The sequence below is a fragment of the Pseudomonas rhizozeae genome, from assembly GCF_031583775.1.
GTDB lineage: Bacteria > Pseudomonadota > Gammaproteobacteria > Pseudomonadales > Pseudomonadaceae > Aquipseudomonas.
In genome coordinates, this window is sequence record NZ_JAVLSB010000037.1 from 34,891 (window position 1) to 59,814 (window position 24,924).

Consider the following 24,924-nt stretch of genomic DNA (forward strand, 5'->3'; position numbering starts at 1 on the left):
TCGTTGTATTCACTTACCGCTGTTGAGCGGCCAGGCCCTTCTGCTGTTTCTTGCGATCACGCAGCCACTGGGTGAAGCGCTTGCCGGCGTTCATGCCCGGTTTCTCGATCAGCAGGAACGACAGGCTGCTGATCACGATCAACAGGCTGCTGCTGGCCGCCAATAGCAGCAGGAAGGGCAGCGGCTGGTTGGCGTCGACGCCGATCATCGGCGGTACTCGGTGCACCATCGCCCAGATCAGCAAGCCGTGCAGCAAGTAGGTGCTGTAGCTGATTTCCCCAAGCCAGCGGATGCACCGCGGCTTGAGTGCGCCAAACAACTGGTGCCCGGACGCGACGACCACGAAAAACAGAGTCAGCAGCAGCAACGGAAACAGGCTGAAACTGCGGCGGAACAGGGTAAACACAATCAGCAGTGCCAGCAGGGCAATGATCCCGGCCAAGGGCGTCTTGCCCCACGCCACCAGGTTCGGCCGGCGCACCCAGTACGCGGCGGCGACGCCACCGAGGAACGCGGCGATAAAGTGTTTTTTCAGCGAGTGCTCCCAACCGATAACCTGGTACAGCGTGTACACGCCGATCAGGCACAGCACCACTTGCACCCAGCTACCGCGATAGATGAACACCAGGCCCAGTAGCGGCAACGACAGGTAGAAGAACACCTCGTAAGCCAGGGTCCAGGTGACGTTGGAAATCAACATCCCCGATTGCGGGTACTGGTTGATGTCGGGCCGGTCGAAGCTCAGCCAGCGCAGCACCTGGCCGATAAACTCAGGCGTGGAGTCGAGCAACTGCCAGCCCTGCAGGTAGAACACGGTGACAAACACCACCAGCATCAGCGGCAGGTACAGCGGGTACAGGCGAAAGATCCGCGACACCGCAAAGGCTTGCCAATCGAACGCCCGGCCTTGCTGGAGCAACCTGCCCCAGAACAGGAACCCGGTGATCATAAAGAACAGCGCGACACTGCCCTGGCCGAGTTGCGAGTAGAAATTGCTCGGCGGGAAGTCCACCACGCCGGTTTGCAGGAAGATCCAGGTGATCAGCGAGTGGTGGATAAATACGCCGAACGCCAGGTAGCCGCGCAAGCCGTCGATGCTGCTGAAACGGCTTTCCCCGGAATGCTGCAGGTGGCGGCCGATCGCCGGCACCACGCGTACCAGAACCGCTGCCGTGACGATGGCCAACGCATAGGCCCCGAGGGCAAATAATGGATTGGTCTCTTTCATCATCCATGTACCCGCGTAGCAACGTTGCCCAGCAACACCTGTTTGTGCAGGTTGTCGACGGCAGACTGAGGCGCGGTGGCCGCGTAACCCTGCAGCAAGGCGTTGAGGTGATCTTCGAACAGCCAGCGCTTGTCCTCGGTGTAGCGCTGCATATGCCGCAGGTTGCGCTGGCGCAGTGACAGGCTGAGAGCTGAGGGATACAGGCGCATGTCGGCCAGGTCGATCAAGCCGAATTCGCCGTCCTCCAGCACCAGCACATTGCCCAGGTGCAGCGAACGGAAGTAGATCCCTTGCTCATGCAACTGCGCCATGAACTTGCCGAAACGCTCCACTAACGCTTCGCGCACTGCCGGGGCCTGAATACTTTGTAAAACCTGGCGCAATGTGTGACCCGGCAACGGCGCGTAGTGCACCGCGCTGCTGCCGTCCGCCAGTCGATACAGATGGAGAATGTGCGGGGTCGGAATGCCGAGGCCGCGCACTTGATCGGCGTTGACGGCAAAACGCTCCGAGTACGGATTGAAGGTGCCCGAGGTGTACCAGCGGCGGCGGCGGAACAGCTTGAGGAAGCTGCCATCTTCCAGGCGCAGGACCTTGGGACCGAGGCCGTCCTGTTCAATGACCTGGGCGTTGGCACTCAGGCGCTGCATCTCGGTCGTCGGCAAGGGCTCGACGCGCATGCCCAACAAGCGACCGGCGCGACGATTGATCGCCAGCGCGGCGATCAGCGCCAAAGGAATCCACAGCAGAAACCAGTGTTCCTTGGGCCGCGAAATAATCCCGCCGCCTTCGGTCAGCCCGGCGCCGATGCCAAACACCATCCAGGCCGAGGCGATGATGAACAGCGGTTGGGCACGGTGATACCAGCTGCTCCACAGGGCCCGACCCTGGAAAAACAGCCAGGGCAGCAAGCCGATGATGCCGACGTAATACAGCACACCGAGGGTAAAGCTGTGCGGCTCCATCAGGTTGTAACCGGTGCCTGGGTCGATGCTCAGGGTGGCGTCGTAGCCATGGCCGAGCCACGGGTGAGTGGCGATTTTTTGCAGCACGATCTGCCAGATTTCCAGACGGAACGAGTCGCCGCGTTCGATGATCATTTTCGAGAACAGCATCAGCACCATGGCACTGCTGACGAGCATGCAGCCGAGCAATACCAGCGAACGGCGGTTCCACAAGATGAATACCAGCCAGCATGACGTCATCACCAGCGCCACCAGCGGCGTACGCGAACCCGTGGCGATCACGGCGGCAAACATGATGGCCATCGCCGGCAGGCTCAACCACAGCAGGCTGCGCCGTTTGCAGGTCATGCTCAGGCTCAGCCAGTAGGCGCAGAAAAAACCGAACAGGTGCGAACTGAGCAGTGGATTATCGAACGCGCCACCGCCAATCAGGCGCATGCCGGGCTCATAGACCCGGGCAAACATCACCAGGCTGACCGCGGTAGCGATCACTGCCACGATGCCGGCGACAAACAACAGCGGCTGCAAGATGTCGCTGCGGAAGCGCACCAGCAGATAGCAGCCGACAAACAGCAGCAAGGTATGCAGTGGCGGCTTGAGCTGGCTGCCGACGCTTTCGTTGCCCGGCCCCCAGCAGAGACTGGTCAGGGCCCAGGCGACGAACAGCAGAATCGCGATGAAGATCGGCTCGCGCAGCACTTCACGCATTACCCGCGGCCGCAGGCAGATAGCGATCAATGTCGGGATGCTGAACAAGCCGTAGAACAGCTTGTGGTGCAGGCTGCGTCCCGGCAGGAAAAACAGCGCACATAGCAGCAAAAGATAGCCGAGGGGAAGAATCCACAGGCAAATGAAATCGAAGACTCGATTGGACGTGTTGTTGAAGCCGCTCAGTTGCATGCTGGGAGATTCATTCCGCAAGTGGTGGTCATTCGGAGGTAATAGCCGTTTGTCGTGGTCGTAAGCACGTAACAATAACAGCCTTTAGGGGATTGCCAGAACTCTGGTCGAGCTGTGCTAAAGTCAGCGTCCTTTTTATCGACTTTCGCGTGATATGACCGACTCCAGTCTCACCGCAAGCCCTTCGAGCTTGAAAATCTATTTCCGCCTGCTCGGCTATGTGCGGCCGTACATCAGTCTATTCCTCATTAGCATCGTTGGTTTTCTGATCTTCGCTTCGACGCAACCGATGCTCGGCTACATTCTCAAGTATTTCGTCGATGGCCTGTCCAACCCACAAGCCGTGCTGTTCCCGAGCGTGCCGTACCTGCGCGACTTGCAGTTACTGCAAGCGGTGCCGCTGCTGATTATCCTGATCGCCGCGTGGCAGGGTCTGGGTTCGTACCTCGGTAACTACTTCCTGGCCAAGGTCTCGCTGGGCCTGGTGCATGATTTGCGCGTACAGCTCTTCAACAACCTGCTGGTGTTGCCCAACCGTTACTTCGACAAGCATAACTCGGGTCATCTGATTTCGCGCATCACCTTCAACGTGACCATGGTCACCGGGGCGGCGACAGATGCGATCAAGGTCGTAATCCGCGAAGGCATGACGGTGATCTTCCTGTTTGCCTCGCTGCTGTTCATGAACTGGAAGCTAACGTTGGTGATGGTGGCGATCCTGCCGTTGATCGCCGTGATGGTGCGCACCGCCAGCAAGAAATTCCGCAAGCAGAGTAAAAAGATCCAGTCGGCCATGGGCGATGTCACCCACGTGACCTCGGAAACCATCCAGGGCTACCGCGTGGTCCGCAGCTTCGGCGGCGAAATCTACGAAGAAAAACGCTTCCTCAGCGCCAGCCAGGGCAACACCGACAAACAACTGCGCATGACCCGCACCGGGGCGATCTACACGCCGTTGCTGCAACTGGTGATCTACACCGCCATGGCCGTGCTGATGTTCCTCGTACTTTACTTGCGCGGTGATGCCTCGGCCGGCGACATGGTGGCCTATATCACCCTGGCCGGCCTGCTGCCCAAACCGATCCGCCAGTTGTCCGAAGTCAGCTCGACCATCCAGAAAGGTGTGGCCGGTGCAGAGAGCATCTTCGAGCAACTGGACGTCGCCCCGGAAGTCGACACCGGCACCGTCGAGCGCCAGTCGGTCTCCGGCCGCCTCGAAGTGCGTAACCTCAGCTTTACCTACCCGGACACCGAGCGTCAGGTACTGGATGACATCAGCTTCTCGGTCGAACCGGGGCAGATGGTGGCGCTGGTCGGGCGGTCCGGCAGCGGCAAGTCGACCCTGGCTAACCTGATCCCGCGCTTCTATCACCACGACAAGGGTGAAATCCTGATCGATGGCGTGGAAATCGAGCAGTACAAACTGCTGAACCTGCGCCGCCACATCGCCCAGGTGACCCAGCACGTCACGTTGTTCAGCGACACCGTGGCCAACAACATTGCCTACGGCGACCTGGCCGGCGCGCCCCGCGAAGACATCGAGCGCGCGGCCCGCGATGCCTACGCCATGGACTTCATCGAACAACTGCCCGAAGGCCTGGACACCCAGGTCGGCGAAAACGGTGTGCTGCTGTCCGGTGGCCAGCGCCAGCGTCTGGCGATTGCCCGCGCGCTGCTGAAAAACGCGCCAGTGCTGATCCTCGACGAAGCCACTTCGGCACTCGATACCGAGTCGGAGCGGCACATTCAGGCAGCACTGGACCAAGTGATGAAGGGCCGCACCACGCTGGTGATCGCCCACCGTCTGTCGACCATCGAGAAGGCCGACCTGATCCTGGTCATGGACCAGGGGCGCATCGTCGAGCGTGGCACCCATGGCCAATTGCTGGCGCAAAACGGTTACTACGCGCGCCTCAACGCCATGGGCCTCGACGCTCCGGCCGAAGACATCGCCTGAGGCCAATCGCCGTGTCTACCGCCGGGCGCGCAAGGCGCTCGGCGGTTTGTCATGTGTTGTGACCTGTCCACTTAAAGCCGCCGCGCAAGCCTTCGCCAACCCTGTGCTAAGATCGCGCCCCTGTTCATTTTGTATGTGGGATGCTCCATGAAGTTGTCCATGCCGCGATTCGATCAAGCCCCTGTCTTGGTGGTCGGCGATGTCATGCTCGACCGTTACTGGCATGGTGGTACCTCACGGATTTCCCCTGAGGCGCCGGTGCCGGTGGTCAAGGTCGAGCAGATCGAGGATCGCCCCGGCGGTGCCGCCAACGTTGCCTTGAACATTGCCGCGCTGGGTGCGCCGGCGTCCCTGGTCGGTGTGACCGGTGATGACGAAGCTGCCGACAGCCTGAGCAACAGCCTCAAGGGTGCGGGCGTGAAGGCGCTGTTCCAGCGCATCGCGCACCAGCCAACCATCGTCAAGTTGCGGGTCATGAGCCGCCACCAGCAATTGCTGCGCATCGATTTCGAAGAACCGTTCGCCACCGACGCCCTGGCCCTGGGCAATCAGGTTGACGAGTTGCTAGATGGCATCAAAGTGCTGGTGCTGTCCGACTACGGCAAAGGCGCGCTGAAAAACCATCAGGTGCTGATCCAGGCCGCCCGCGCCCGAGGCATTCCGGTACTGGCGGACCCCAAGGGCAAGGATTTCTCGATTTACCGCGGCGCCAGTCTGATCACCCCGAACCTCAGCGAGTTCGAAGCCATCGTCGGCGGCTGTGCCGATGAGCATGAACTGGTGAGCAAAGGCGCGGCGCTGATGCAGGAACTCGACCTCGGCGCCTTGCTGGTGACCCGTGGCGAGCACGGCATGACCCTGCTGCGCCCGGATCACCCGGCGCTGCACTTGCCGGCCCGGGCCCGTGAAGTGTTTGATGTGACCGGCGCCGGCGACACAGTGATTTCCACTTTGGCGGCAGCGATAGCCGCCGGTGAAGAACTGCCCCACGCGGTGGCCCTGGCCAACCTGGCGGCGGGCATCGTGGTCGGCAAACTCGGTACTGCGGCGATCAGCGCCCCGGAACTGCGTCGGGCGATCCAGCGTGAGGAAGGTTCCGAGCGCGGCGTACTGGGCCTGGAGCAACTGCTGCTGGCCGTCGATGATGCGCGGGCGCACAAAGAGCGGATCGTCTTCACCAACGGCTGCTTCGATATCCTGCATGCCGGTCATGTGACCTATCTGGAACAGGCCCGGGCGCAGGGCGATCGGTTGATCGTCGCGGTGAACGACGATGCGTCGGTCAGCCGCTTGAAAGGCCCGGGGCGGCCGATCAACAGCGTCGACCGGCGCATGGCGGTACTGGCAGGGCTCGGTGCGGTGGACTGGGTGATCAGCTTCGCCGAAGGTACCCCGGAAAACCTGCTGCGCGAGGTCAAGCCGGATGTGCTGGTCAAGGGCGGCGATTACGGTATCGAGCAAGTGGTTGGCGCCGATATCGTCAGCGCCTACGGTGGCACCGTGAAAGTGCTGGGGCTGGTGGAAAACAGCTCGACCACGGCGATTGTCGAGAAGATTCGCAATAACTGAGCTGTGGCAAGAAAGCCTCTGTAGTAGCGAGGCTTCTGTGGCGAGGGAGCAAGCTCCCTCGCCACAGGTATCTAAGCCCCAAAAATTGCGTTGGGCTTGTTACCGCGCCGCCTTACGCGGCACGATTTTCTTCAGCAGTTGCTTGGCCTTGCCCCGCAGTCGTGCCAACCCGGTGACTTTCTTTGGTGGCGCCAGGCCTTGCTCGCGCACCCAGTCCTTCCAGCGAATGCGCTCGTCGCGCACCAGCCAGCCGTCTTGTTTGGCGAAGCTTTCCGCCAGGTACAAGCCGCGGGTGCTGGCCGGGTAGAGCTGATCCTTCTTCAAGGTGTACAGCTCGGCCAATGGCTGGCCGTCGTGCAACGGCATCAGGTACAAGTCCGGACGCTTGCGGTCCAGTCGCGCGACCAATTGGTCACCTTCGAGCCGTTCATCGACATGAAACAGGCTGAGGGACTTGGCTTCCTTGGGCACGTCCAGGCGCAAGTCATAGATCAGTTGCAGCGACGCGGTGGGCAAATGCACATAAGCCCGCGGCCGCTCGATCAGTTGCAGGTTGGCGCAGCGCACCGGCCGAGCCGAGCCGGACAGCGGCGTCAGGCGAAAGGGCAGGGCTTCGCGATAATGCAGGGCGCTGGCGTAGGGCGCCGGCAGCCAGGTGTCGTTGAAGCGCCCGCCGAGCCAGCCTTCCGGGGTTTCCAGCAAGCATTCTTCGGCGATCTCCTGGATCGCCGTGTGCAACGGCAGGTTTAGTTCCTGGGCCGGCACGTAGCCGGAAATCAGCTTCAGCACCACATCGCCACGGTCCTGGCGGCGCTGGCGCACCAGCACCCAGTAATCGCGGTTTTGCCAATGCAGGGTCAGGCGCACCGAGACGCCGAGGTTGGCCAGTTCCAGGGCAAACCGCTCGGCATCGGGCACGCTCACCGGGCGCCGGCGTTGGAGGGTCTGGGAGAAATTCAGCGGCATCCCGACGCTCTGGTAACTCAGGCCTTCAGGGGTGGCTTCGACGAATAACGGCAGGGTCTTGAAGTTGCTCGGGTTCTTGCGGATCAGCGTACGCGGCATGTCGGCTCCTTGCGTTGGCGTCGGCCGCGGGCGGCGTCAGAGACTGCGTAGGACGTTGGCAACAGTCGCCACGTTGTGGGCGAGGTGCAGCGGATTGATGGTCCCGACAATAGCACTGGCCACGCCCGTTTGCGCAAACAACAATTCGAAGCTGGCGCGCACCGGGTCGACACCGGAGCTGAGGATCACGTGGCCGCTGGCCAACGCCTTTTTCACCAGAATCGCTTTGCCATGCGCCACAGCATAGTCAATGACCGCTGTCTCGCTTTGTTCGTTCAGGTTGTAAGTGACCATCGCGCAATCGCCTTGCTCCAGCGCGCGCAATCCGCCTTCGACGGTTTTGCCGGAAAAGCCGAAACCGCGGATCTTGCCTTCGCGTTTCAGCTCGGCGAGGGTCGGGTACACCTCGCTGTCATTGAGGATCGCCAGATCGTTGCCGTCAGAGTGCACCAGCACCAGGTCGATAAAGTCTGTTTCCAGGCGTTGCAGGCTGCGCTCCACCGAGCGTCGAGTGTGCGCCGCGCTGAAATCATGGCTGGACTGGCCATTGGCAAATTCCTCACCGACCTTGCTGACAATCACCCAGTCGTGACGCTGGTCGCGCAGTAACGGACCGAGGCGTTCTTCGCTATGGCCGTAAGCCGGCGCGGTGTCGATCAGGTTGATACCGAGGTCGCGGGCCATTTTCAGCAACCTGCGCGCGTCATCGTCCCCGGGAATCTGAAAGCCCTGAGGGTATTTCACCCCTTGGTCGCGGCCGAATTTGACCGTGCCCAGGCCCAGCGGCGAGACCGACAGGCCGGTGTTGCCGAGGGGGCGATGCAAGTCGTGCAAGGTCGGTTGGCTCATGGCAGCAGTTGCTCCCAGGCGGGGATGCCCATGGGTGGTTTTGGCAATATTGGCAGCGGAGCCGTGTGGCTCGGGCGGATGCCATCACGGTCGAGGGCGCTGAGCACTCGATCGGAGAAGTCCGGTGCCAAGGCCAGTTTGGTCGGCCAGCCCACTAGCAGCCGGCCTTCTTCGGCAAGGAAAGCGTTGTCCGGGCGGGTCAGGCCGGTTTGCAGCGGCTCGGCGCGGTCCACTCGCAGGGTTGCCCATTGCGCCTGGCTGAGGTCGATCCACGGCAGCAACTGGCCGAGTTCTTTTTGCGCGGTGGCGATCTGTTGCGCCGGCTCGCGAGTGACGCCTTCAGCTTCGGCGATGTCGCCGCCCAGGTACCAGACCCATTGGCCATCGGCGGCGGGGTGGGTGGTCACGGTGATGCGCGGCTTGGTGCCGCCGCCCAGGCAGTGGGCGTACAGCGGTTTGAGGTTGGGGCTTTTGACCATGATCATGTGCAGCGGCCGGCGCTGCATGGCCGGGCGGCTCAGGCCGAGGGCTTCGAGCAGGGTCGCGGTGCCGCCGCCGGCGCTGATGACGATACGTTGCGCGCGGATCTCCCGTTCATCGACTTTCAGGCCGACCAGCACGCCATCCTCCAGCAGCGGTTCGATCTGCGTACCGGCGAGCAAGCCGTCACCGCCCAGATCGGCCAGGCGCTGGACCAGGCTCGGGACGTCGACCACCAGTTCGGCGAGTCGGTACACCTTGCCTTTGAAGCGTTTGTCTTGCAGCGCGGGTGGCAACTGATCGCCCTTGACCTGGTCGACCCTGCCGCGCACCGCTTTGCTGGCGAAGAAACTGGTGAGGTTGCCGGCAATCGTGCCAGGCGACCACAGGTAGTGCGCCTCGGACAGCAGACGCACGCCGGACAGGTCCAGCTCGCCGTCGCCCGCCAGGGCTTCACGCCAGCGGCGCGGCATGTCGGCAATGGCTTCCGAGGCGCCGGTCAGCGCGCCGTGCAACGCGTACTTGGCGCCGCCATGGATGATGCCTTGCGATTTCACACTCTGCCCGCCACCGAGGCTGGAGTTCTCCACCAGCACGGTGGAAAAACCCTGGCGGCGCAAGCGCGCGTTCAGCCAGAGGCCGGCGACACCAGCGCCGACAATCAGCACGTCGGTGGAAATTACGGATGGCATGCAGCGACCTCGATGTTGAAGACGAGGGCGCAGTATACAGACTCAAATCGGTTGTGAAGGCGGGTGCAAACACCAGTGGCGAGGGAGCTTGCTCCCGCTGGGTGGCGAAGCCGCCCCCGCTTTTTAGCAAATCCACCGCATGCTCTGGTTTTGCGAGTGCTGCGCACTCGAGCGGGAGCAAGCTCCCTCGCCACAAGGGCTGCGGTTGTATCAGTCAGTGCCCCGCCGTTTTAGAAAACAGCTGGATCACCACAACCCCCAGCACAATCAACGCCATCCCCAGCATCGCCGGCACGTCCAGCTTCTGCCCGTAGATAAACAGCGCCGCGACGCTGACCATCACGATGCCCATGCCGGCCCACACTGCGTAGGCGACGCCCACCGGTACGGTTCGTACCACCAGCGTCAGCATCCAGAAGGCGATGGCATAGCCGACGATGACCAGGACCAGCGGCAATGGAGTGCTGAAACCCTTGACCGCTTTCATTGAAACGGTGGCGATCACTTCGGCGCAGATGGCAATGGCCAGGTAGTAGTAGGCGGTCATGGTTTGAATCCTCGGGTGTACGGTTGCTTGCTGAGTTCGGCATTCTAGCGATTGCCCAGATGCGGTAAAGTCATTACCTATCTGTTTTAAAGATGGGTTAAGTCATGAATGTGCAGTGGAATCTGGAGCAACTTCGCGTGTTCGTCAGTGTGGCCGAGCAGCGCTCGTTCTCGGCGGTGGCTCGCGAGCAGCGCAAGGCGCAATCGGCGGTCAGCAGCGCGATTGCTCTACTGGAAGAGGACCTCGGCGTCAGTTTGTTCGAGCGCAGCAGCGGTCGCCAGCCCAGTCTCACCATCGCCGGACAGGCCTTGTTGGAGGAAGCGCGGGAAGTCCTGCGTCAATGCGAGCGCTTGAACGGCCGCGCCCTGGCCTTGATGCGTGGACAGGAAGCGCGGATCCGCCTGGCGCAGGATGAAGCCATGCCGTTTCAACCGGTGATCGACAGCCTGGACTCCCTGGCCGAGCAATTCCCCAGCCTGGAAGTGCAGCTATCCAACGGCACACAAGGCGATGTCGCGCGCAAACTGCTGGAGCGTCGCGCCGACCTGGGCCTGCTGTTCTATCACGAGCACATGCCCGAAGCCCTCGAACGCCGGGTGTTGGGCAGCATCGAGATGGTCACGGTGTGCGGCGTCGATCATCCGCTGGCCGCATTGAAAGACGTGACCTGCCAGCAACTGGCGCAACATCGGCAACTGCTGATGGCGGCGCAATCGAGTGTCTACCCCGGCAGCGAACCGGCCAGCCCGCAGGTGTGGCGCGCCGACAGTTTCTATGTGATCGCTGAACTGCTGCTGCGCGGCCTCGGCTGGGCCTGGTTGCCGCGTAATGTCGTGCAGTATTCCGGCTTCAACAATCAGATGGTCGAGCTGGTCAGCGAATGGACGCCGCCAGCGCTGGTGGTGGAACTGGTCTGGCGTCGTGACGAACCGCTGGGCCCGGCGGCCCGCTGGCTGGCAGAACGTTTTGCGGTGCATCTGGCCATCACCTGAAAACCCGATAAACTCCGCCGCCATGAACAGAACTCTCTATAGCGCATTGTTTTACCTGGGGCTGCCACTGGTGGCGATTCGGCTGTGGCTGCGTTCGCGCAAGGCGCCGGCCTACGCCAGGCGCATCGGCGAACGGTTTTCCTGGGGCCTGCCGGTGATGCAGCCGGGCGGGATCTGGGTGCATGCGGTGTCGGTGGGCGAAAGCATCGCCGCCGCGCCGATGATCCGCGCCTTGTTGCAGCGCTATCCGCACTTGCCGATCACCGTGACCTGCATGACGCCCACCGGTTCGGAGCGCATCCAGGCGTTGTTCGCCGACGAGCCGCGCATTCAGCATTGCTACCTGCCCTACGATTTACCCTGCGCGGCAGCGCGGTTTCTCGATCGGGTCAAGCCGACCCTGGCGGTGATCATGGAAACCGAACTGTGGCCCAACCACATCCACCAATGCGCCAAGCGCGGGATTCCCGTGGCGCTGGCCAACGCGCGATTGTCCGAGCGCTCGGCCAAGGGCTACGGGCGTTTCCATAAGCTGACCCGGCCGATGCTGGCAGAGATGAGCCTGTTCGCCGTGCAGACCGAAGCCGAAGCCCAGCGCTTCCGCAGCCTCGGTGCGCGGCCGGAAACCGTGGAGGTCACCGGTTCGATCAAGTTCGACCTGACCATCGACCCGCAACTGCTGGCGCGCGCGGCGCAACTGCGCGGGCAGTGGCAAGCGCTGGAGCGACCGGTCTGGATCGCCGCCAGCACCCACGAAGGTGAGGACGAAGTGGTACTGGCGGCCCAGCGGCAGTTGCTGGCGAATCATCCGGATGCGTTGCTGATCCTGGTGCCGCGCCATCCGGAGCGCTTCAACTCGGTGTTCGAGTTGTGCCAGCAACAGGGCTTTGCCACGGTCCGGCGTTCCAGCGGTGAACCGGTTGATGCGAACACTTCTGTACTGCTCGGCGACACCATGGGCGAGTTGCTGTTTCTGTATGCGCTGGCCGACAGCGCCTTTGTCGGCGGCAGCCTGGTACCGAACGGCGGGCACAACCTGCTGGAACCGGCGGCGCTGGCCAAACCGGTTTTAAGCGGGCCGCACCTGTTCAACTTCCTCGAGATCGCCGCGCAAATGCGCAGCGCCGGGGCATTGGTCGAAGTGGACGACGCCCAAGGCCTGGCCATCGCAGTGCAGCGCTTGTTCGAATTGCCCCGGGATGCCCAGCGCATGGCAGAAGCAGGGCTGCAAGTGATGCGCCGCAATCAGGGCGCGTTGCAGCGGTTGCTGGATGGCTTGGGCAAACTGATCGATTGAAGATCGGGCTTTTTGTAGCGAGGGAGCAAGCTCCCTCGCCACGGGATGAGCGTTAAGGCCGGGCTTTGAGCTGCGCTTCGGCCGCCTTGGCCAGATCCGGCGGCAGGAAGTCTTTGTCCGGGTTGTAATCAGCCTTGAGGTAACGCGCCAAATCCTGCAAGTCCCCCGGGTTCAACGTCCCGGCCGCCTGCTTCAAGCGCAGGTTGTCGAGGATGTAGTCATAGCGGGTATTGTTGTAATTGCGCACCGAGGTGTACAGCTGGCGCTGGGCGTCGAGCACGTCGACGATGTTGCGCGTGCCAACCTGATAGCCGATTTCCGTGGCTTCCACCGCGCTCTGGTTGGAGATGATCGACTGCTTGCGCGCCTGCACCTGCTCGACATCAGTGTTGACCGCGCGGTGCAGGTTGCGGGTGTTTTCCACCACTTGCCGGCGCAGTTGCTCGCGCTGTTGTTCCGTCTGATCGAGGCGCGCATAGGACTCGCGCACTTGCGAGTTGATCAGGCCGCCGCTGTAGATCGGGATGTTCACCTGCAGGCCGACCGTGGTCTGCTCGACCTTGCCGCCATAGGGCTGGCCAAACACGCTCGGGTTGCTGAAACCCAGTGCGTCGTTATCACCTTTTTCGTATTTGGCTACCGCGTCCAGGGTCGGCGCGTGGCCGGCCTTGCGCTGCTTGAGGGTTTCTTCGGCGGCGCTGACCGCGTAGTTGCTGGCCAGCAGATTGAGGTTCTGTTTGGCCGCGGTGTCGACCCAGGCCTTGGCGTCGTTCGGCGCCGGCGGCAGGATCGGCAGCGTGTGGACGATGCCCTGGATCGAGTTGTACTGACGGTTGGTCAGGGTGATCAACGCTTCGAAGGCGTCATCCACCTGGCGCTGGGCGAGAATCCGGTTGGCCCGCGCGGTGTCGTAACTGGCCTGAGATTGCAGCACGTCGGTCTTGTCCGACAGGCCGACGTCGAAGCGCTCGTTGGACTGATCGAGCTGACGCTTGAACGCCGCTTCTTCGGCCTTGGTCGAGGCCAGGTTGTCCTGGCTGCGCAGCACGTTGAAATAGCTTTCGGCGGATTGCAGGATCAGGTTCTGCTCGGTGGCAGAGAGCTGCAGCGACGCTTGCTCGTTGACGTCCTTGGCGGCCTGGAATTGGAACCAGCGATCGGCGCGGAACAGTGGCTGGGCCAGCGTCGCCTGATACGACTGGGCATTGCGGTTGGCCGTGCCCGAAGGCTGGTCGAGCTGGGTGCGCACTGAACTCAGGTTGGCACCGCCCGACAGATTCGGCAGCAAGCCGGCGCGGGCCTGCGGCACCACTTCTTTCTGCGCGCCGTATTGCGCGCGGGCGGCGGCGAGGTCGGCGTTGTTGTCTACCGCTTCCTGGTAGACGCTGACCAGGTCGGTGCGGGTGGATAAGGGCGCTTCTGCTGCCCAGGCCATTGCGTTGGACGCACAAGACACCGCGACGGCCAGTGAGAGTTTGCGCAGCATGAGGCTATCCCTAGAAATTGGTGGTCCGGAAAAAATAGGCGGGCGCCAAACGCCGAGCGCGCGCGCCGATCAGCGAGTGTAGTTGCGCGCCGTGATGGCAACAATCCTGTAATTGCGCCATTCATCACGGTGTTTGCACCGGTGTTGGCGTTCTTGGGTCGTTGTGTCTAGACTGGCCGGGTTCTTGTCGGGGTGCCTTGCTATGAGGCTGAGATCGAATAATTTCGGATCCCGTTGAACCTGATCAGGTTAACGCCTGCGTAGGGAACAAGATTTCTCGTCACCCGGCGAGTCCTCTTGTGCTTCGTCCGGGATGTTGTTCGAGCCTCGAACAATGCCGTGGTGACGCTGCACAGCACCAGTCCTGGTGCGTCCGTGCCTTTCAGGTTCTGCTCCGACAATCCACTGCTGGATGCTGTCTGGAGAGCCCGTGATGAGTACAACACTAAAAACTGCGATCAATCTCAGCGACTCGGCCAAGGTCGATGAGCAATCTGTAAAGCCCTTCACCCGTTCGCAAAAAATCTATGTCCAGGGTTCGCGCCCGGACATCCGCGTGCCGATGCGTGAAATTACCCTCGACGTGACGCCGACCGATTTCGGCGGTGAGATCAACGCACCGGTCACCGTCTACGACACGTCGGGCCCGTACACCGACCCCAACGTCATCATCGACGTGCGCAAAGGCCTGGGCGATGTGCGTTCGGCGTGGATCGACGACCGTGGCGACACCGAACGCCTGGCCGGCCTGAGTTCGCATTTCGGCCAGCAACGCCTGGCCGATGCCGAGCTGACCAAGCTGCGCTTCGCCCACGTCAACAACCCGCGCCGCGCCAAGCCCGGGGCCAATGTCAGCCAGATGCACTACGCCCGCCAGGGCATCATCACCGCCGAGATGGAATACGTCGCCATCCGCGAAAACATGAAGCTGCAAGAAGCCCGTGCCGCCGGTCTGTTGACCCAGCAGCACGCCGGCCACAGCTTCGGCGCCAGCATCCCGAAAGAAATCACTGCCGAATTCGTCCGCGAAGAAATCGCCCGCGGCCGCGCGATCATCCCGGCCAACATCAACCACGTCGAACTCGAGCCGATGATCATCGGCCGTAACTTCCTGGTGAAAATCAACGGCAACATCGGCAACAGTGCGTTGGGTTCGTCCATCGAAGAAGAAGTGGCGAAACTGACCTGGGGCATCCGTTGGGGCTCGGACACGGTGATGGACTTATCCACCGGCAAGCACATCCACGAAACCCGCGAGTGGATCATCCGCAACTCGCCGGTGCCAATCGGTACCGTGCCGATCTACCAGGCCCTGGAAAAGGTCAACGGCGCCGCCGAAGACCTGACTTGGGAGCTGTTCCGCGACACCCTGATCGAACAGGCCGAGCAGGGCGTTGATTACTTCACCATCCACGCCGGCGTGCTGTTGCGCTATGTGCCGCTGACCGCCAAGCGGGTCACTGGCATCGTTTCCCGTGGCGGTTCGATCATGGCCAAGTGGTGCCTGGCGCATCACAAAGAGAACTTCCTCTACACCCATTTCGACGAAATCTGCGAAATCATGAAGGCCTACGACGTCAGCTTCTCGCTGGGCGATGGCTTGCGTCCGGGGTCGATTGCCGACGCCAACGACGCCGCGCAGTTCGGCGAGCTGGAAACCCTGGGCGAACTGACCAAGATCGCCTGGAAGCACGACGTGCAGTGCATGATCGAAGGCCCCGGCCATGTGCCGATGCAGTTGATCAAGGAGAACATGGACAAGCAACTGGAGTGCTGCGATGAGGCGCCGTTCTACACCCTCGGCCCGCTGACCACCGACATTGCGCCGGGCTACGACCACATCACCTCGGGTATCGGCGCGGCGATGATCGGCTGGTTCGGTTGCGCCATGCTTTGCTACGTCACGCCAAAGGAACACTTGGGCCTGCCGAACAAGGATGATGTGAAGACCGGGATCATCACCTACAAGATCGCCGCCCATGCGGCTGACTTGGCCAAAGGGCATCCGGGGGCGCAGATCCGCGACAACGCCTTGAGCAAGGCGCGCTTCGAGTTCCGTTGGGAAGACCAGTTCAACCTGGGCCTGGATCCGGACACCGCTCGTTCGTATCACGATGAGACGCTGCCGAAGGATTCGGCCAAGGTGGCGCATTTCTGCTCAATGTGCGGGCCGAAATTCTGCTCGATGAAAATCACCCAGGAAGTCCGCGAGTACGCGGCCAACCAGCGGATCGAAACCGTCGATGCCGAAGTCGCCCAAGGCTTGGCAGAACAGGCCGAGCGGTTCAAGCAGGAAGGCAGTCAGTTGTACAAGAAGGTTTGATCGCGCACTGATCACCTGTGGTGAGGGGGCTTGCCCCCGTTGGGTCTGCTTCGCAGCCCAGCGGGAGCAAGCTCCCTCGCCATAAGGGCAGATCAACACAACAACAAATGCCCCTCAGAGATAGCACCCTTGAGCATTCAACCCAGCACGTATTCACCCGACATCGCCGTCCCGCTCGACAAGCGGGTGTTCGGCGGTCGCGATCTGTTTTCCCTGTGGTTTTCCCTCGGCATCGGCCTGATGGTGTTGCAGACCGGGGCCTTGCTGGCGCCGGGCCTGGGCCTGTCGGGGTCGTTGCTGGCGATTTTTCTCGGCACCCTGGTTGGCGTGTTGCTGCTGGCCAGTGTCGGGGTGATCGGCAGCGACACCGGCCTGTCCGCCATGGCCGCCCTGAAACTCAGCCTCGGCAAGCACGGCGCGAGTCTGCCGGCGGTGCTCAACCTGCTGCAACTGATCGGTTGGGGCTCGTTTGAAATCATCGTTATGCGCGACGCCGCCAGCCTGTTGGGCGCCCGGGCGTTCAGCGACGGCAGCGTGCTGGCGAGCCCGCTGCTCTGGACCCTGTTTTTCGGGGGGCTGGCGACCTTGCTGGCGGTCAGCGGCCCGTTGACCTTCGTGCGGCAGATCCTGCGCAAGTGGGGCATCTGGTTGCTGTTGGCAGCGTGCATCTGGCTGACCTGGAACCTGTTCGCCAAAGCCGACCTGGCCGCGTTGTGGGCCCAGGCCGGTGACGGGTCGATGCCATTCGCCGTGGGTTTTGACATTGCCATCGCCATGCCGCTGTCGTGGCTGCCGCTGATTGCCGACTACTCACGGTTCGGCAAGCGCGCGAAGAACGTCTTCGGCGGCACCGCGATCGGCTTCTTCATCGGTAATTTCTGGCTGATGAGCCTGGGTGTCGCCTATACCCTGGCGTTTGCGCCGAGCGGTGAAGTCAATGCCTTACTGTTGGCACTGGCCGGTGCCGGGTTGGGGATTCCGCTGTTGCTGATCCTGCTCGACGAATCGGAAAACGCTTTCGCCGACATTCACTCGGCGGCGGTTTCCACCGGGATGCTGTTGCGCCTGAAAGTCGAACACCTGGCGCTGGCCATCGGCGTGCTCTGCACCGTGATCGCCTGCCTGGCGCCATTGGCGCAGTACCAGAACTTCCTGCTGCTGATCGGCTCGGTGTTTGCGCCGCTGTTCGGCGTGGTGCTGGTGGATCACTTCATCCTGCGCAAGCGCAGCGCCCAAGTGGCGGCGGCCGCATTGCGCTGGCCGGCACTGCTGGCCTGGCTGGGTGGGGTCAGCACCTATCACTTGCTGGCGAACCTTTACCCGGATGTCGGCGCAACCCTGCCGGCGCTGGTGGTGGCAGGGCTGCTGCAGCTATTGCTCGGACGTGTCTTCAGTTACGGCCGGGGAACAGCTCGGGCTTGAGGATGCCGTTCAGGCGTGGGTAAGGGATTTTCAGTTCGACGTGGCCCAGCGCGTAAGGCGCGATGGTGCTCACGTCGTACTTGAGGATCACCCCGCCGTAGGTCAGGGCAATGTTCGGGGTTTTCAGGAACGGCCAACTCTTGACGAACTCCGCTTCCTGATCGAGCTTGGTGCTGATCAGCCAACTGTTGTGCGCCACTTGCGCGGCTTTCCAGAACGCCTCTTCCTGCCCCGGCAGCAGCATGTCGCTGAGGGTCAGCACTTTATGTTGCTGGCGCGAATAGTTGATAAAGCTGCGGCCCGGGGTGCCGTGGGCGCCGCCGGTGTCCAGGTAGCTGGAAAACTCGATGATCACCAGTCCGTCATGCTGCTCGCGTACTTTGGCTTGCAAATAGCTGCTGTAACGCGGGCCGGCGCTCTGCAAAAACTGCTCGCGGTATGCGGCCAGGGTCGGCGCCACGCTGGCGTCCGGCGCGCTGCGGGTCATCTGCAACAGGCGTTTTTCGATGATGCCATCCAGTTGCGGTTCGGCGGGGAAGGTCAGGGTGTCGATGTTCACCAGCGGGCAGTCCGGGGTGGAGCAGCCTGGCTTGAGCTGTTCGGAAGCGTCGCGTTTGGTTTCCAGCGGAGCCCGGTAATTGGGCTGGAACAGGCTCTGGCAAGCGCCCAGGGTCAGGGCGATGGCAGCCACGGAGGCAAGTTTGAAAAGCGACATGGGCGTCCTTCATCAAGCAGGGAAAGGCGAAAAGTTATCCGCTTCGACTCTCAACGAAGCGGTCAGTTCGCCACTAAGCTAATTAGAGTGGGTTTCGCTCTCACCGTCCATCCCGCTGACGGTAAAGGGGCTGCATCAAAGGTCGCGGGCGCGTTAGGATGGCGCGAAGTCGAGGTCGGAGCCTCGTACCGATTGCCAGCAAACGAGGGTGCCCATGACTGATGTTGCCAACGCCAAGCCGACCGCCGTGGAGATCGTGCGCCGCGAACAGTGCTACCAGGGCTTCTACAAGCTCGATCGCCTGCACCTGCGCCACGAACTGTTCAGCGGAGGCATGAGCCGCGAAATCAATCGTGAATTGTTTGTCCGCCACGACGCCGTATGCGTGTTGCCTTACGATCCGCAGCGCGACGAAGTGGTGCTGATCGAGCAGTTTCGCGTCGGCGCCATGGGCAAGGCCGACAACCCGTGGCTGGTGGAACTGGTCGCCGGTCTGATCGACAAGGACGAACAACCGGAAGCAGTTGCTCACCGCGAGGCGCAGGAGGAAGCTGGGCTGGTGTTCTCGGCGTTATGGCCATTGACCCAATATTTCCCGTCGCCGGGCGGCAGCAACGAATTCGTGCATTTGTACCTGGGGCGTTGTGATAGCACCGGCGTGGGCGGGCTGCACGGCCTGGAGGAAGAAGCAGAAGATATCCGCGTTACGGTCTGGGCGTTCGAAGATGCCTTGCAAGCCGTGCGCGACGGAAGAATTGCCAACGCGGCCAGCATCATTGCCTTGCAATGGCTGGCATTGAATCGCGTGGAAGTGAGGGGGTTATGGTCGTAAACAAGTTGCGCGATCGCTACCGGGTCGACCTGGTGGGGCTGCAAGCCTCGTGCGAGGCCAATTACGCGCGCCTGATGCGATTGTTGCCCGACATGCGCAGCGAGCCGGCGGCGCGGCGCATTGCGGTGACCCAAGGCGAACAGATGCTCGGCGTGCTGGCCCTGGAAGTGCTGCAAGCCTGTCCGTACACCACCACCCTGCAAGTGCGTCAGGAACACAGCCTGCCGTGGTTGCCGGTGCCACAACTGGAAGTGCAGGTTTACCACGACGCGCGCATGGCCGAAGTGGTCAGCGCCGAACACGCTCGGCGCTTTCGCGGCATCTACCCGTATCCCAACGCGTCGATGCACCAGCCCGATGAAAAAGCCCAGTTGAACATGTTCCTCGGCGAGTGGTTGAGCCATTGCCTGGCGTTGGGCCACGAGTACGAAGTCGTACGTTAGTTGTGAACTGTGTCCGGTTCACGGCTTCCTTCTTTGGCACGTCCCCCAGCATAATCGCGGCTTCGACGTTATTCCCGTGATCAAGGGAGATCACCGTGCCGAGCATCCCGACTACCACCGACGCCGCGCTACTGGTGCAACTCTCCGACAGTCACTTGTTTGCCGAGGACGACGGTCAACTGCTGGGCATGAATACCCGCCAGAGCCTGCGCAAAGTCATCGAACTGGTGCAGCGTCAGCAGCCGGACATCGACCTGCTGATTGCCACCGGCGATTTATCCCAGGACGGCACGCTGGAGTCCTACCAGCAATTTCGTGCCCTGACCGCCGGGTTCGAGGTGCCAACCCGCTGGATTCCCGGTAACCACGACGAGCCGCGAATCATGGCTGAAGCGGCAATGGGCACTGCCTTTTTGGAACCGGTGGTGGACGTCGGTAACTGGCGTGTGACTTTGCTCGATTCGGCGGTGCCGGGTTCGGTGCCGGGCTATCTGCAGGAAGAACAGCTGGAATTGCTGGTGCGCGCCTTGAGCGAAGCCCCGGAACGCCATCACCTTGTGTGCTTCCACCATCACCCGGTGCCGATCGGTTGTGCGTGGATGGAGCCGATTGGTTTGCGCAATCCAGAAGCCTTGTTCGCCGTACTCGATCGCTTTCCCCAGGCACGTGCGGTGCTCTGGGGCCATGTGCATCAGGAGATCGACCGCCCACGCAACGGCGTTCGCTTGATCGCCTCACCCTCGACCTGCATCCAGTTCGAACCCGGCAGCCAGGATTTCAAGGTCGGCACTCAGGCGCCGGGGTATCGATGGCTGAAGTTGCTGGCCAACGGCGACATTGAAACCGGGGTGGAGCGGGTGACTGATTTCGAGTTCGACGTGGATTACGGCTCGGACGGTTACTGAAGACCGAGTCGCGGCCTTCGCGAGCAGGCTCGCTCTCACACAGGGCCAGCGTAGGCACTTCAAATCCCTGTGGGAGCGGGCTTGCCCGCGATGAGGCCGGCACAGCCGACATCAAATCCCACCGCTATCCCCGATTCCCTCGACTCCCTGTAAACTCCGCCTCTTTACCGATGCTCAGGGAGCTGCAATGTCCGGTTCGATCCTTTATATCCACGGCTTCAACAGCGCGCCGGCGTCGAAAAAGGCCTGTCAGCTGGTGGCGGTAATGGAGCGGCTGGGCCTGGGCGATCAATTACGAGTGCCGGCGCTGCATCACCATCCGCGCCAGGCGCTGGCGCAACTGGAACTGGCAATCAGCGAGTTGGGTCGGCCGCTGCTGGTCGGCAGCTCACTCGGCGGCTACTATGCGACTCACTTGGCCGAGCGCCATGGTCTCAAGGCGCTGCTGGTCAACCCGGCCGTCAGTCCGCACCGGATGTTCGACGGATACCTCGGGACACAAAAAAACCTGTATACCGATGAGACCTGGGAATTGACCCACGACCACGTGACGGCCCTGGCCGAACTGGAAGTGCCGGCCCCCCAGGACCCGCAGCGCTATCAGGTGTGGTTGCAGACCGGTGACGAAACCCTGGACTATCGCCTCGCCCAGCAGTATTACCGAGCCTGCGCCTTGCGCATCCAGGCCGGCGGCGATCATAGTTTCCAGGGTTTTGCCGCGCAATTGCCGGCCCTGTTGAGTTTTGCCGGGATTGGCGCCGATCTGTACCAGGCCATCGATTTCACCGCATTGTGATGTGTTGCCCCCTATTTCATGAACGACTGACGACGAGACCCCATGGCCACTCCCAGCGCTAGCTCTTATAACGCCGACGCCATCGAAGTCCTCTCGGGCCTCGACCCGGTGCGCAAACGCCCCGGCATGTACACCGACACCAGTCGGCCGAACCACCTCGCCCAGGAAGTCATCGACAACAGCGTCGACGAAGCCTTGGCCGGCCACGCCACCTCGGTGCAGGTCATCCTGCACGCCGATCACTCCCTGGAAGTCAGCGATGACGGCCGTGGCATGCCGGTGGACATCCACCCGGAAGAGGGTGTCTCGGGTGTCGAACTGATCCTCACCAAGCTGCACGCCGGCGGCAAGTTCTCCAACAAGAACTACCAGTTCTCCGGCGGTTTGCACGGTGTGGGTATTTCGGTGGTCAACGCCCTGTCGACCGAAGTCCGGGTGCGCGTCAAGCGTGACGGCAACGAATACCAGATGACCTTCGCCGACGGTTACAAAAAGACCGAACTGGAAGTGGTCGGCAGCGTCGGCAAGCGCAACACTGGCACCAGCGTGTTCTTCGCCCCGGACCCGAAATACTTCGATTCACCAAAATTTTCCATCAGCCGCCTCAAGCATGTGCTCAAGGCCAAAGCCGTGTTGTGCCCGGGGTTGCTGGTCAGTTTCGAAGACAAGGCCAGCGGCGAGAAAGTCGAGTGGCATTACGAGGATGGCCTGCGTTCCTACTTGGTGGACGCAGTCAGCGAGTTCGAACGCCTGCCCAACGAGCCGTTCTGCGGCAGCCTGGCGGGTAATAAAGAAGCGGTCGACTGGGCGCTGCTGTGGTTGCCTGAAGGTGGCGACAGTGTCCAGGAAAGCTATGTCAACCTGATCCCCACAGCCCAGGGCGGTACCCACGTTAACGGCCTGCGCCAGGGTTTGCTCGATGCGATGCGTGAGTTCTGCGAATTCCGCAGTCTGCTGCCGCGCGGTGTGAAGCTGGCCCCGGAAGACGTCTGGGAACGCATCGCCTTCGTCCTGTCGATGAAAATGCAGGAGCCGCAATTCTCCGGCCAGACCAAAGAGCGCCTGTCGTCCCGTGAGGCTGCGGCGTTCGTCTCCGGGGTGGTCAAGGACGCCTTCAGTCTGTGGCTCAACGCGCATCCGGAAACCGGCATGCTCTTGGCCGAGCTGGCGATCAACAACGCCGGCCGGCGCCTGAAAGCCAGCAAAAAGGTCGAGCGCAAGCGCATCACCGCAGGGCCGGCACTGCCGGGCAAACTTGCCGACTGCGCCGGGCAAGACCCGATGCGGTCCGAGCTGTTCCTGGTGGAAGGTGATTCCGCCGGCGGTTCGGCCAAACAGGCGCGGGATAAAGAATTCCAGGCGATCCTGCCGTTGCGCGGCAAGATCCTCAACACCTGGGAAGTCGACGGCAGCGAAGTACTGGCCAGCCAGGAAGTGCACAACATTGCCGTGGCCATCGGTGTGGATCCGGGCGCGGCGGACATGAGCCAGTTGCGCTACGGCAAAATCTGCATCCTCGCCGACGCCGACTCTGACGGCCTGCACATCGCCACGCTGCTGTGCGCGCTGTTCGTCCAGCATTTCCGCCCGTTGGTGGATGCCGGTCACGTCTACGTCGCGATGCCGCCGCTGTACCGCATCGACCTTGGCAAAGAGATTTACTACGCCCTGGACGAAGCCGAACGCGATGGCATCCTCGATCGCCTGGTGGCCGAGAAGAAACGCGGCAAGCCGCAGGTCACCCGATTCAAAGGGCTGGGCGAAATGAATCCGCCGCAACTGCGGGAAACCACCATGGACCCGAACACTCGGCGCCTGGTGCAGTTGACCCTGGAAGATTTCGACGCGACTTCGGAAATGATGGACATGCTGCTGGCGAAGAAACGCGCCGGTGATCGCAAGACCTGGCTTGAATCCAAGGGCAACCTGGCCGAGGTTCTTGGCTGATGCGGGTTGGTTTTGCCTTGGCGTGTGCATTACTGCTGGTTTCCGGGACAGCGATGGCCGAACCCACGCAGGCACTGCGTCTGGTGTCCGAGCATGCTGTCGACGGCATGCGTGGCGGCAACCTGTCCGGGCTGGCGCTGTGCGGCCGGCAACTGTGGGCGGTGTCCGATCGCGATGACGAGCTGATCTACCGGCTCGACACCCGCGCTCAGGTCTGGCAGGCAGAAGCACAGCACATTGCCGCGCCGCCAGTGCCGGACAGTGGCTTGCCCTTGAGTTTGAGTTCGCGCTCCTGGGCGGCGGGGTTGGTGCGTGGCGGCGACCTGGATTTCGAAGGCATCAGCTGTGACAGCGCGGGCAACCGTTACCTGGTCAGCGAAGCCCACGCGGCGGTGTTGCAAGTGCCGCCGCAGGGACCGGCGAACTGGCTGAGCATCTCGCCGCTGCTGGTGCGCGAAGCACGGGCCAGCGGAATGTTGCTGCGCTTCAATGCGCTGTTCGAAGGCGTGGCGGTCAGCCCGGCAGGCGACCAGTTGTGGCTGGCGGCCGAACGCGAGCGCCGTGGCCTGTTGCTGATCAAACGCAAGCAAACCACCTGGGATTGCGACGGCGGCTGTGTGTTGCTGAGCGAGGCGGGGGTAGAAATGCAGCCGGAACAGTTTCCCAAGCCGCGCGCGGTGTCGCGGGATTTCGCCGACCTGGCGCTGTTCAACGGCAAGCTCTTTACCCTGGAGCGCAACGCGTTCGAAATCTGCCGACGCGATCCGCAGACCGCCAGCGTGGAAAAATGCTGGTCGTTCGCCGCTGAAGCCTTGCAGGAACAGCGGCGTTACAAAGACCCTTACGGCCTGGCGGAGGCCCTGGTGGTGGACAGCGAAGGTGCGTGGGTCGGCATCGATAACAACAACGATGCTCGCGCCGACGGTGAAAAACGCCCGATGGTCTATCGCTTCGCCGCGCCCGAAGGCGGCTGGAGCGCCAAGCCGTGAGCCAGCAACCGCCGGGCCGACGCGCCGGGCGTGTATTGCTGGTGCTGGCCTGGTGCGCGGCGCTGTTTCTGGCGACGCGGTTTTTTGCGCAATGGGAGGCGCGCCAGGAAAACCCCAATGCGCAGGTCACGACGCAGCAGGGGCAAGGCTTTATTGAAGTGAAACTGGTGAGTAATCGCCAAGGCCATTTTGTCGCCAGCGGCCAGATCAACGGCCAGCCGGTGGATTTCATGCTGGACACCGGGGCGACCGATGTGGCGATCCCGGTGGAAATGGCAGACACGCTGAAGCTGGAGAAAGGTTTCCCGGTCACCCTGAGCACGGCCAACGGCCCGAGCCAGGGGTACCGAACCCGCATCGAGCGGCTGCAACTGGGGGACATCGTGCTGCGTGACGTGCGTGCCCTGGTGGCGCCAGGCTTGGGCGGCAATCAAGTGCTGCTCGGTATGAGCGCGCTGAACAAACTTGAATTTACCCAGCGCGGTGGCACCTTGCTGCTGCGCCAGACCACGAATTGATGAGGCC

The 24,924-nt window shown here is 62.2% G+C and carries 21 protein-coding genes and 1 riboswitch; of the genes, 13 read left to right on the forward strand and 8 right to left on the reverse strand.

The window, feature by feature from the left end; all coding sequences use genetic code 11:
- Positions 1-13: 13 nt before the first annotated feature.
- Together RG836_RS11755 and RG836_RS11760 are read right to left on the reverse strand one after the other, a co-directional pair.
- Positions 14-1,228 carry an acyltransferase family protein gene (locus RG836_RS11755; protein ID WP_310845596.1) on the reverse strand — a complete coding sequence of 405 codons (1,215 nt, stop codon included), beginning with the start codon at positions 1,226-1,228 and terminating at the stop codon, positions 14-16.
- A complete protein-coding gene (locus RG836_RS11760) occupies positions 1,228-3,093 on the reverse strand; it encodes an O-antigen ligase family protein (RefSeq protein WP_310845597.1) in 1,866 nt (621 codons plus the stop codon). The genes RG836_RS11755 and RG836_RS11760 overlap by 1 nt, the downstream gene beginning before the upstream one ends.
- A gap of 154 nt (positions 3,094-3,247) precedes the next feature.
- Here RG836_RS11760 and msbA point away from each other — a divergent pair, with 154 nt between their 5' ends.
- Together msbA and hldE are read left to right on the forward strand one after the other, a co-directional pair.
- Positions 3,248-5,050 carry a lipid A export permease/ATP-binding protein MsbA gene (gene msbA / locus RG836_RS11765; protein ID WP_310845599.1) on the forward strand — a complete coding sequence of 601 codons (1,803 nt, stop codon included), beginning with the start codon at positions 3,248-3,250 and terminating at the stop codon, positions 5,048-5,050.
- Positions 5,051-5,197: 147 nt separating this feature from the next.
- Complete coding sequence (gene hldE, locus RG836_RS11770) at positions 5,198-6,619, forward strand: bifunctional D-glycero-beta-D-manno-heptose-7-phosphate kinase/D-glycero-beta-D-manno-heptose 1-phosphate adenylyltransferase HldE (protein ID WP_310845600.1); 1,422 nt, start codon at positions 5,198-5,200, stop codon at positions 6,617-6,619.
- Between the two features lie 99 nt (positions 6,620-6,718).
- Here hldE and RG836_RS11775 read toward each other — a convergent pair whose 3' ends face one another.
- The 4 genes from RG836_RS11775 to RG836_RS11790 form a co-directional block, all read right to left on the reverse strand.
- On the reverse strand, positions 6,719-7,684 hold the full coding sequence (locus RG836_RS11775) for a metal ABC transporter ATPase (protein ID WP_310845601.1): 966 nt from the start codon (positions 7,682-7,684) through the stop codon (positions 6,719-6,721).
- A 36-nt stretch (positions 7,685-7,720) separates the two neighbouring features.
- Positions 7,721-8,533: an aldo/keto reductase gene (locus RG836_RS11780; protein ID WP_310845602.1), complete on the reverse strand. Its 813-nt coding sequence runs from the start codon at positions 8,531-8,533 to the stop codon at positions 7,721-7,723.
- Entirely contained in the window at positions 8,530-9,705 is a 1,176-nt protein-coding gene (locus RG836_RS11785; RefSeq protein ID WP_310845603.1) for an NAD(P)/FAD-dependent oxidoreductase, read from the reverse strand. The genes RG836_RS11780 and RG836_RS11785 overlap by 4 nt, the downstream gene beginning before the upstream one ends.
- A 214-nt stretch (positions 9,706-9,919) precedes the next feature.
- A complete protein-coding gene (locus RG836_RS11790; protein ID WP_310845604.1) occupies positions 9,920-10,252 on the reverse strand; it encodes a DMT family transporter in 333 nt (110 codons plus the stop codon).
- Between the two features lie 104 nt (positions 10,253-10,356).
- On the opposite strand from RG836_RS11790, the gene RG836_RS11795 reads away from it, so the two are divergent.
- Positions 10,357-11,244 (forward strand): LysR family transcriptional regulator, encoded by an 888-nt coding sequence (locus tag RG836_RS11795; protein ID WP_310845606.1) that lies wholly within the window; start codon positions 10,357-10,359, stop codon positions 11,242-11,244.
- 22 nt (positions 11,245-11,266) lie between these two features.
- Positions 11,267-12,541 (forward strand): lipid IV(A) 3-deoxy-D-manno-octulosonic acid transferase, encoded by a 1,275-nt coding sequence (gene waaA, locus RG836_RS11800; protein WP_310845607.1) that lies wholly within the window; start codon positions 11,267-11,269, stop codon positions 12,539-12,541.
- 52 nt (positions 12,542-12,593) lie between these two features.
- On the opposite strand, the gene RG836_RS11805 is transcribed toward waaA, so the two are convergent.
- Entirely contained in the window at positions 12,594-14,027 is a 1,434-nt protein-coding gene (locus RG836_RS11805) for a TolC family outer membrane protein (RefSeq protein WP_310845608.1), read from the reverse strand.
- Positions 14,028-14,205: 178 nt separating this feature from the next.
- Positions 14,206-14,311: riboswitch (TPP riboswitch) on the forward strand.
- Between the two features lie 149 nt (positions 14,312-14,460).
- Between RG836_RS11805 and thiC the strand changes: the two genes are divergently transcribed.
- Both thiC and cytX read left to right on the forward strand, forming a co-directional pair.
- A complete protein-coding gene (thiC, locus tag RG836_RS11810) occupies positions 14,461-16,350 on the forward strand; it encodes a phosphomethylpyrimidine synthase ThiC (RefSeq protein ID WP_310845609.1) in 1,890 nt (629 codons plus the stop codon).
- A 129-nt stretch (positions 16,351-16,479) separates the two neighbouring features.
- Entirely contained in the window at positions 16,480-17,772 is a 1,293-nt protein-coding gene (gene cytX, locus RG836_RS11815; RefSeq protein ID WP_310845610.1) for a putative hydroxymethylpyrimidine transporter CytX, read from the forward strand.
- Here the strand turns inward: cytX and RG836_RS11820 are convergent.
- Positions 17,741-18,487, reverse strand: coding sequence for an RsiV family protein (locus tag RG836_RS11820; RefSeq protein ID WP_310845611.1), 747 nt, complete (start codon positions 18,485-18,487; stop codon positions 17,741-17,743). The genes cytX and RG836_RS11820 overlap by 32 nt on opposite strands.
- A 214-nt stretch (positions 18,488-18,701) precedes the next feature.
- On the opposite strand from RG836_RS11820, the gene RG836_RS11825 reads away from it, so the two are divergent.
- From RG836_RS11825 to RG836_RS11855, 7 genes are all read left to right on the forward strand, one after another.
- Positions 18,702-19,319, forward strand: coding sequence for an NUDIX domain-containing protein (locus RG836_RS11825; RefSeq protein ID WP_310845612.1), 618 nt, complete (start codon positions 18,702-18,704; stop codon positions 19,317-19,319).
- Entirely contained in the window at positions 19,310-19,762 is a 453-nt protein-coding gene (locus RG836_RS11830; protein ID WP_310845613.1) for a DUF1249 domain-containing protein, read from the forward strand. Before RG836_RS11825 ends, RG836_RS11830 begins: the two co-directional genes overlap by 10 nt.
- Before the next feature lie 89 nt (positions 19,763-19,851).
- Positions 19,852-20,667: a 3',5'-cyclic-AMP phosphodiesterase gene (cpdA, locus tag RG836_RS11835; protein WP_409078079.1), complete on the forward strand. Its 816-nt coding sequence runs from the start codon at positions 19,852-19,854 to the stop codon at positions 20,665-20,667.
- Between the two features lie 187 nt (positions 20,668-20,854).
- On the forward strand, positions 20,855-21,463 hold the full coding sequence (locus RG836_RS11840) for a YqiA/YcfP family alpha/beta fold hydrolase (RefSeq protein ID WP_310845616.1): 609 nt from the start codon (positions 20,855-20,857) through the stop codon (positions 21,461-21,463).
- Positions 21,464-21,505: 42 nt separating this feature from the next.
- Positions 21,506-23,410 (forward strand): DNA topoisomerase IV subunit B, encoded by a 1,905-nt coding sequence (gene parE / locus RG836_RS11845; protein WP_310845617.1) that lies wholly within the window; start codon positions 21,506-21,508, stop codon positions 23,408-23,410.
- The gene (locus RG836_RS11850; protein WP_310845618.1) at positions 23,410-24,399 is read left to right on the forward strand and encodes an esterase-like activity of phytase family protein; all 990 of its coding nucleotides are present in this window, start codon (positions 23,410-23,412) and stop codon (positions 24,397-24,399) included. Before parE ends, RG836_RS11850 begins: the two co-directional genes overlap by 1 nt.
- Positions 24,396-24,917 (forward strand): retropepsin-like aspartic protease family protein, encoded by a 522-nt coding sequence (locus RG836_RS11855; protein WP_310845620.1) that lies wholly within the window; start codon positions 24,396-24,398, stop codon positions 24,915-24,917. Before RG836_RS11850 ends, RG836_RS11855 begins: the two co-directional genes overlap by 4 nt.
- Positions 24,918-24,924 lie beyond the last annotated feature (7 nt).

Excerpts from the sequence above, each read along its gene's own strand:
- RG836_RS11830 (WP_310845613.1), top strand. The coding sequence starts at position 19,310 with ATGGTCGTAAACAAGTTGCGCGATCGCTACCGGGTCGACCTGGTGGGG.
- RG836_RS11775 (WP_310845601.1), bottom strand. The coding sequence starts at position 7,684 with ATGCCGCGTACGCTGATCCGCAAGAACCCGAGCAACTTCAAGACCCTG.
- RG836_RS11850 (WP_310845618.1), top strand. The coding sequence starts at position 23,410 with ATGCGGGTTGGTTTTGCCTTGGCGTGTGCATTACTGCTGGTTTCCGGG.
- RG836_RS11825 (WP_310845612.1), top strand. The coding sequence starts at position 18,702 with ATGACTGATGTTGCCAACGCCAAGCCGACCGCCGTGGAGATCGTGCGC.
- waaA (WP_310845607.1), top strand. The coding sequence starts at position 11,267 with ATGAACAGAACTCTCTATAGCGCATTGTTTTACCTGGGGCTGCCACTG.
- msbA (WP_310845599.1), top strand. The coding sequence starts at position 3,248 with ATGACCGACTCCAGTCTCACCGCAAGCCCTTCGAGCTTGAAAATCTAT.
- RG836_RS11820 (WP_310845611.1), bottom strand. The coding sequence starts at position 18,487 with ATGTCGCTTTTCAAACTTGCCTCCGTGGCTGCCATCGCCCTGACCCTG.
- RG836_RS11840 (WP_310845616.1), top strand. The coding sequence starts at position 20,855 with ATGTCCGGTTCGATCCTTTATATCCACGGCTTCAACAGCGCGCCGGCG.
- RG836_RS11760 (WP_310845597.1), bottom strand. The coding sequence starts at position 3,093 with ATGCAACTGAGCGGCTTCAACAACACGTCCAATCGAGTCTTCGATTTC.
- RG836_RS11780 (WP_310845602.1), bottom strand. The coding sequence starts at position 8,533 with ATGAGCCAACCGACCTTGCACGACTTGCATCGCCCCCTCGGCAACACC.
- RG836_RS11805 (WP_310845608.1), bottom strand. The coding sequence starts at position 14,027 with ATGCTGCGCAAACTCTCACTGGCCGTCGCGGTGTCTTGTGCGTCCAAC.
- RG836_RS11785 (WP_310845603.1), bottom strand. The coding sequence starts at position 9,705 with ATGCCATCCGTAATTTCCACCGACGTGCTGATTGTCGGCGCTGGTGTC.
- RG836_RS11755 (WP_310845596.1), bottom strand. The coding sequence starts at position 1,228 with ATGAAAGAGACCAATCCATTATTTGCCCTCGGGGCCTATGCGTTGGCC.
- RG836_RS11795 (WP_310845606.1), top strand. The coding sequence starts at position 10,357 with ATGAATGTGCAGTGGAATCTGGAGCAACTTCGCGTGTTCGTCAGTGTG.
- hldE (WP_310845600.1), top strand. The coding sequence starts at position 5,198 with ATGAAGTTGTCCATGCCGCGATTCGATCAAGCCCCTGTCTTGGTGGTC.
- thiC (WP_310845609.1), top strand. The coding sequence starts at position 14,461 with ATGAGTACAACACTAAAAACTGCGATCAATCTCAGCGACTCGGCCAAG.
- RG836_RS11790 (WP_310845604.1), bottom strand. The coding sequence starts at position 10,252 with ATGACCGCCTACTACTACCTGGCCATTGCCATCTGCGCCGAAGTGATC.
- parE (WP_310845617.1), top strand. The coding sequence starts at position 21,506 with ATGGCCACTCCCAGCGCTAGCTCTTATAACGCCGACGCCATCGAAGTC.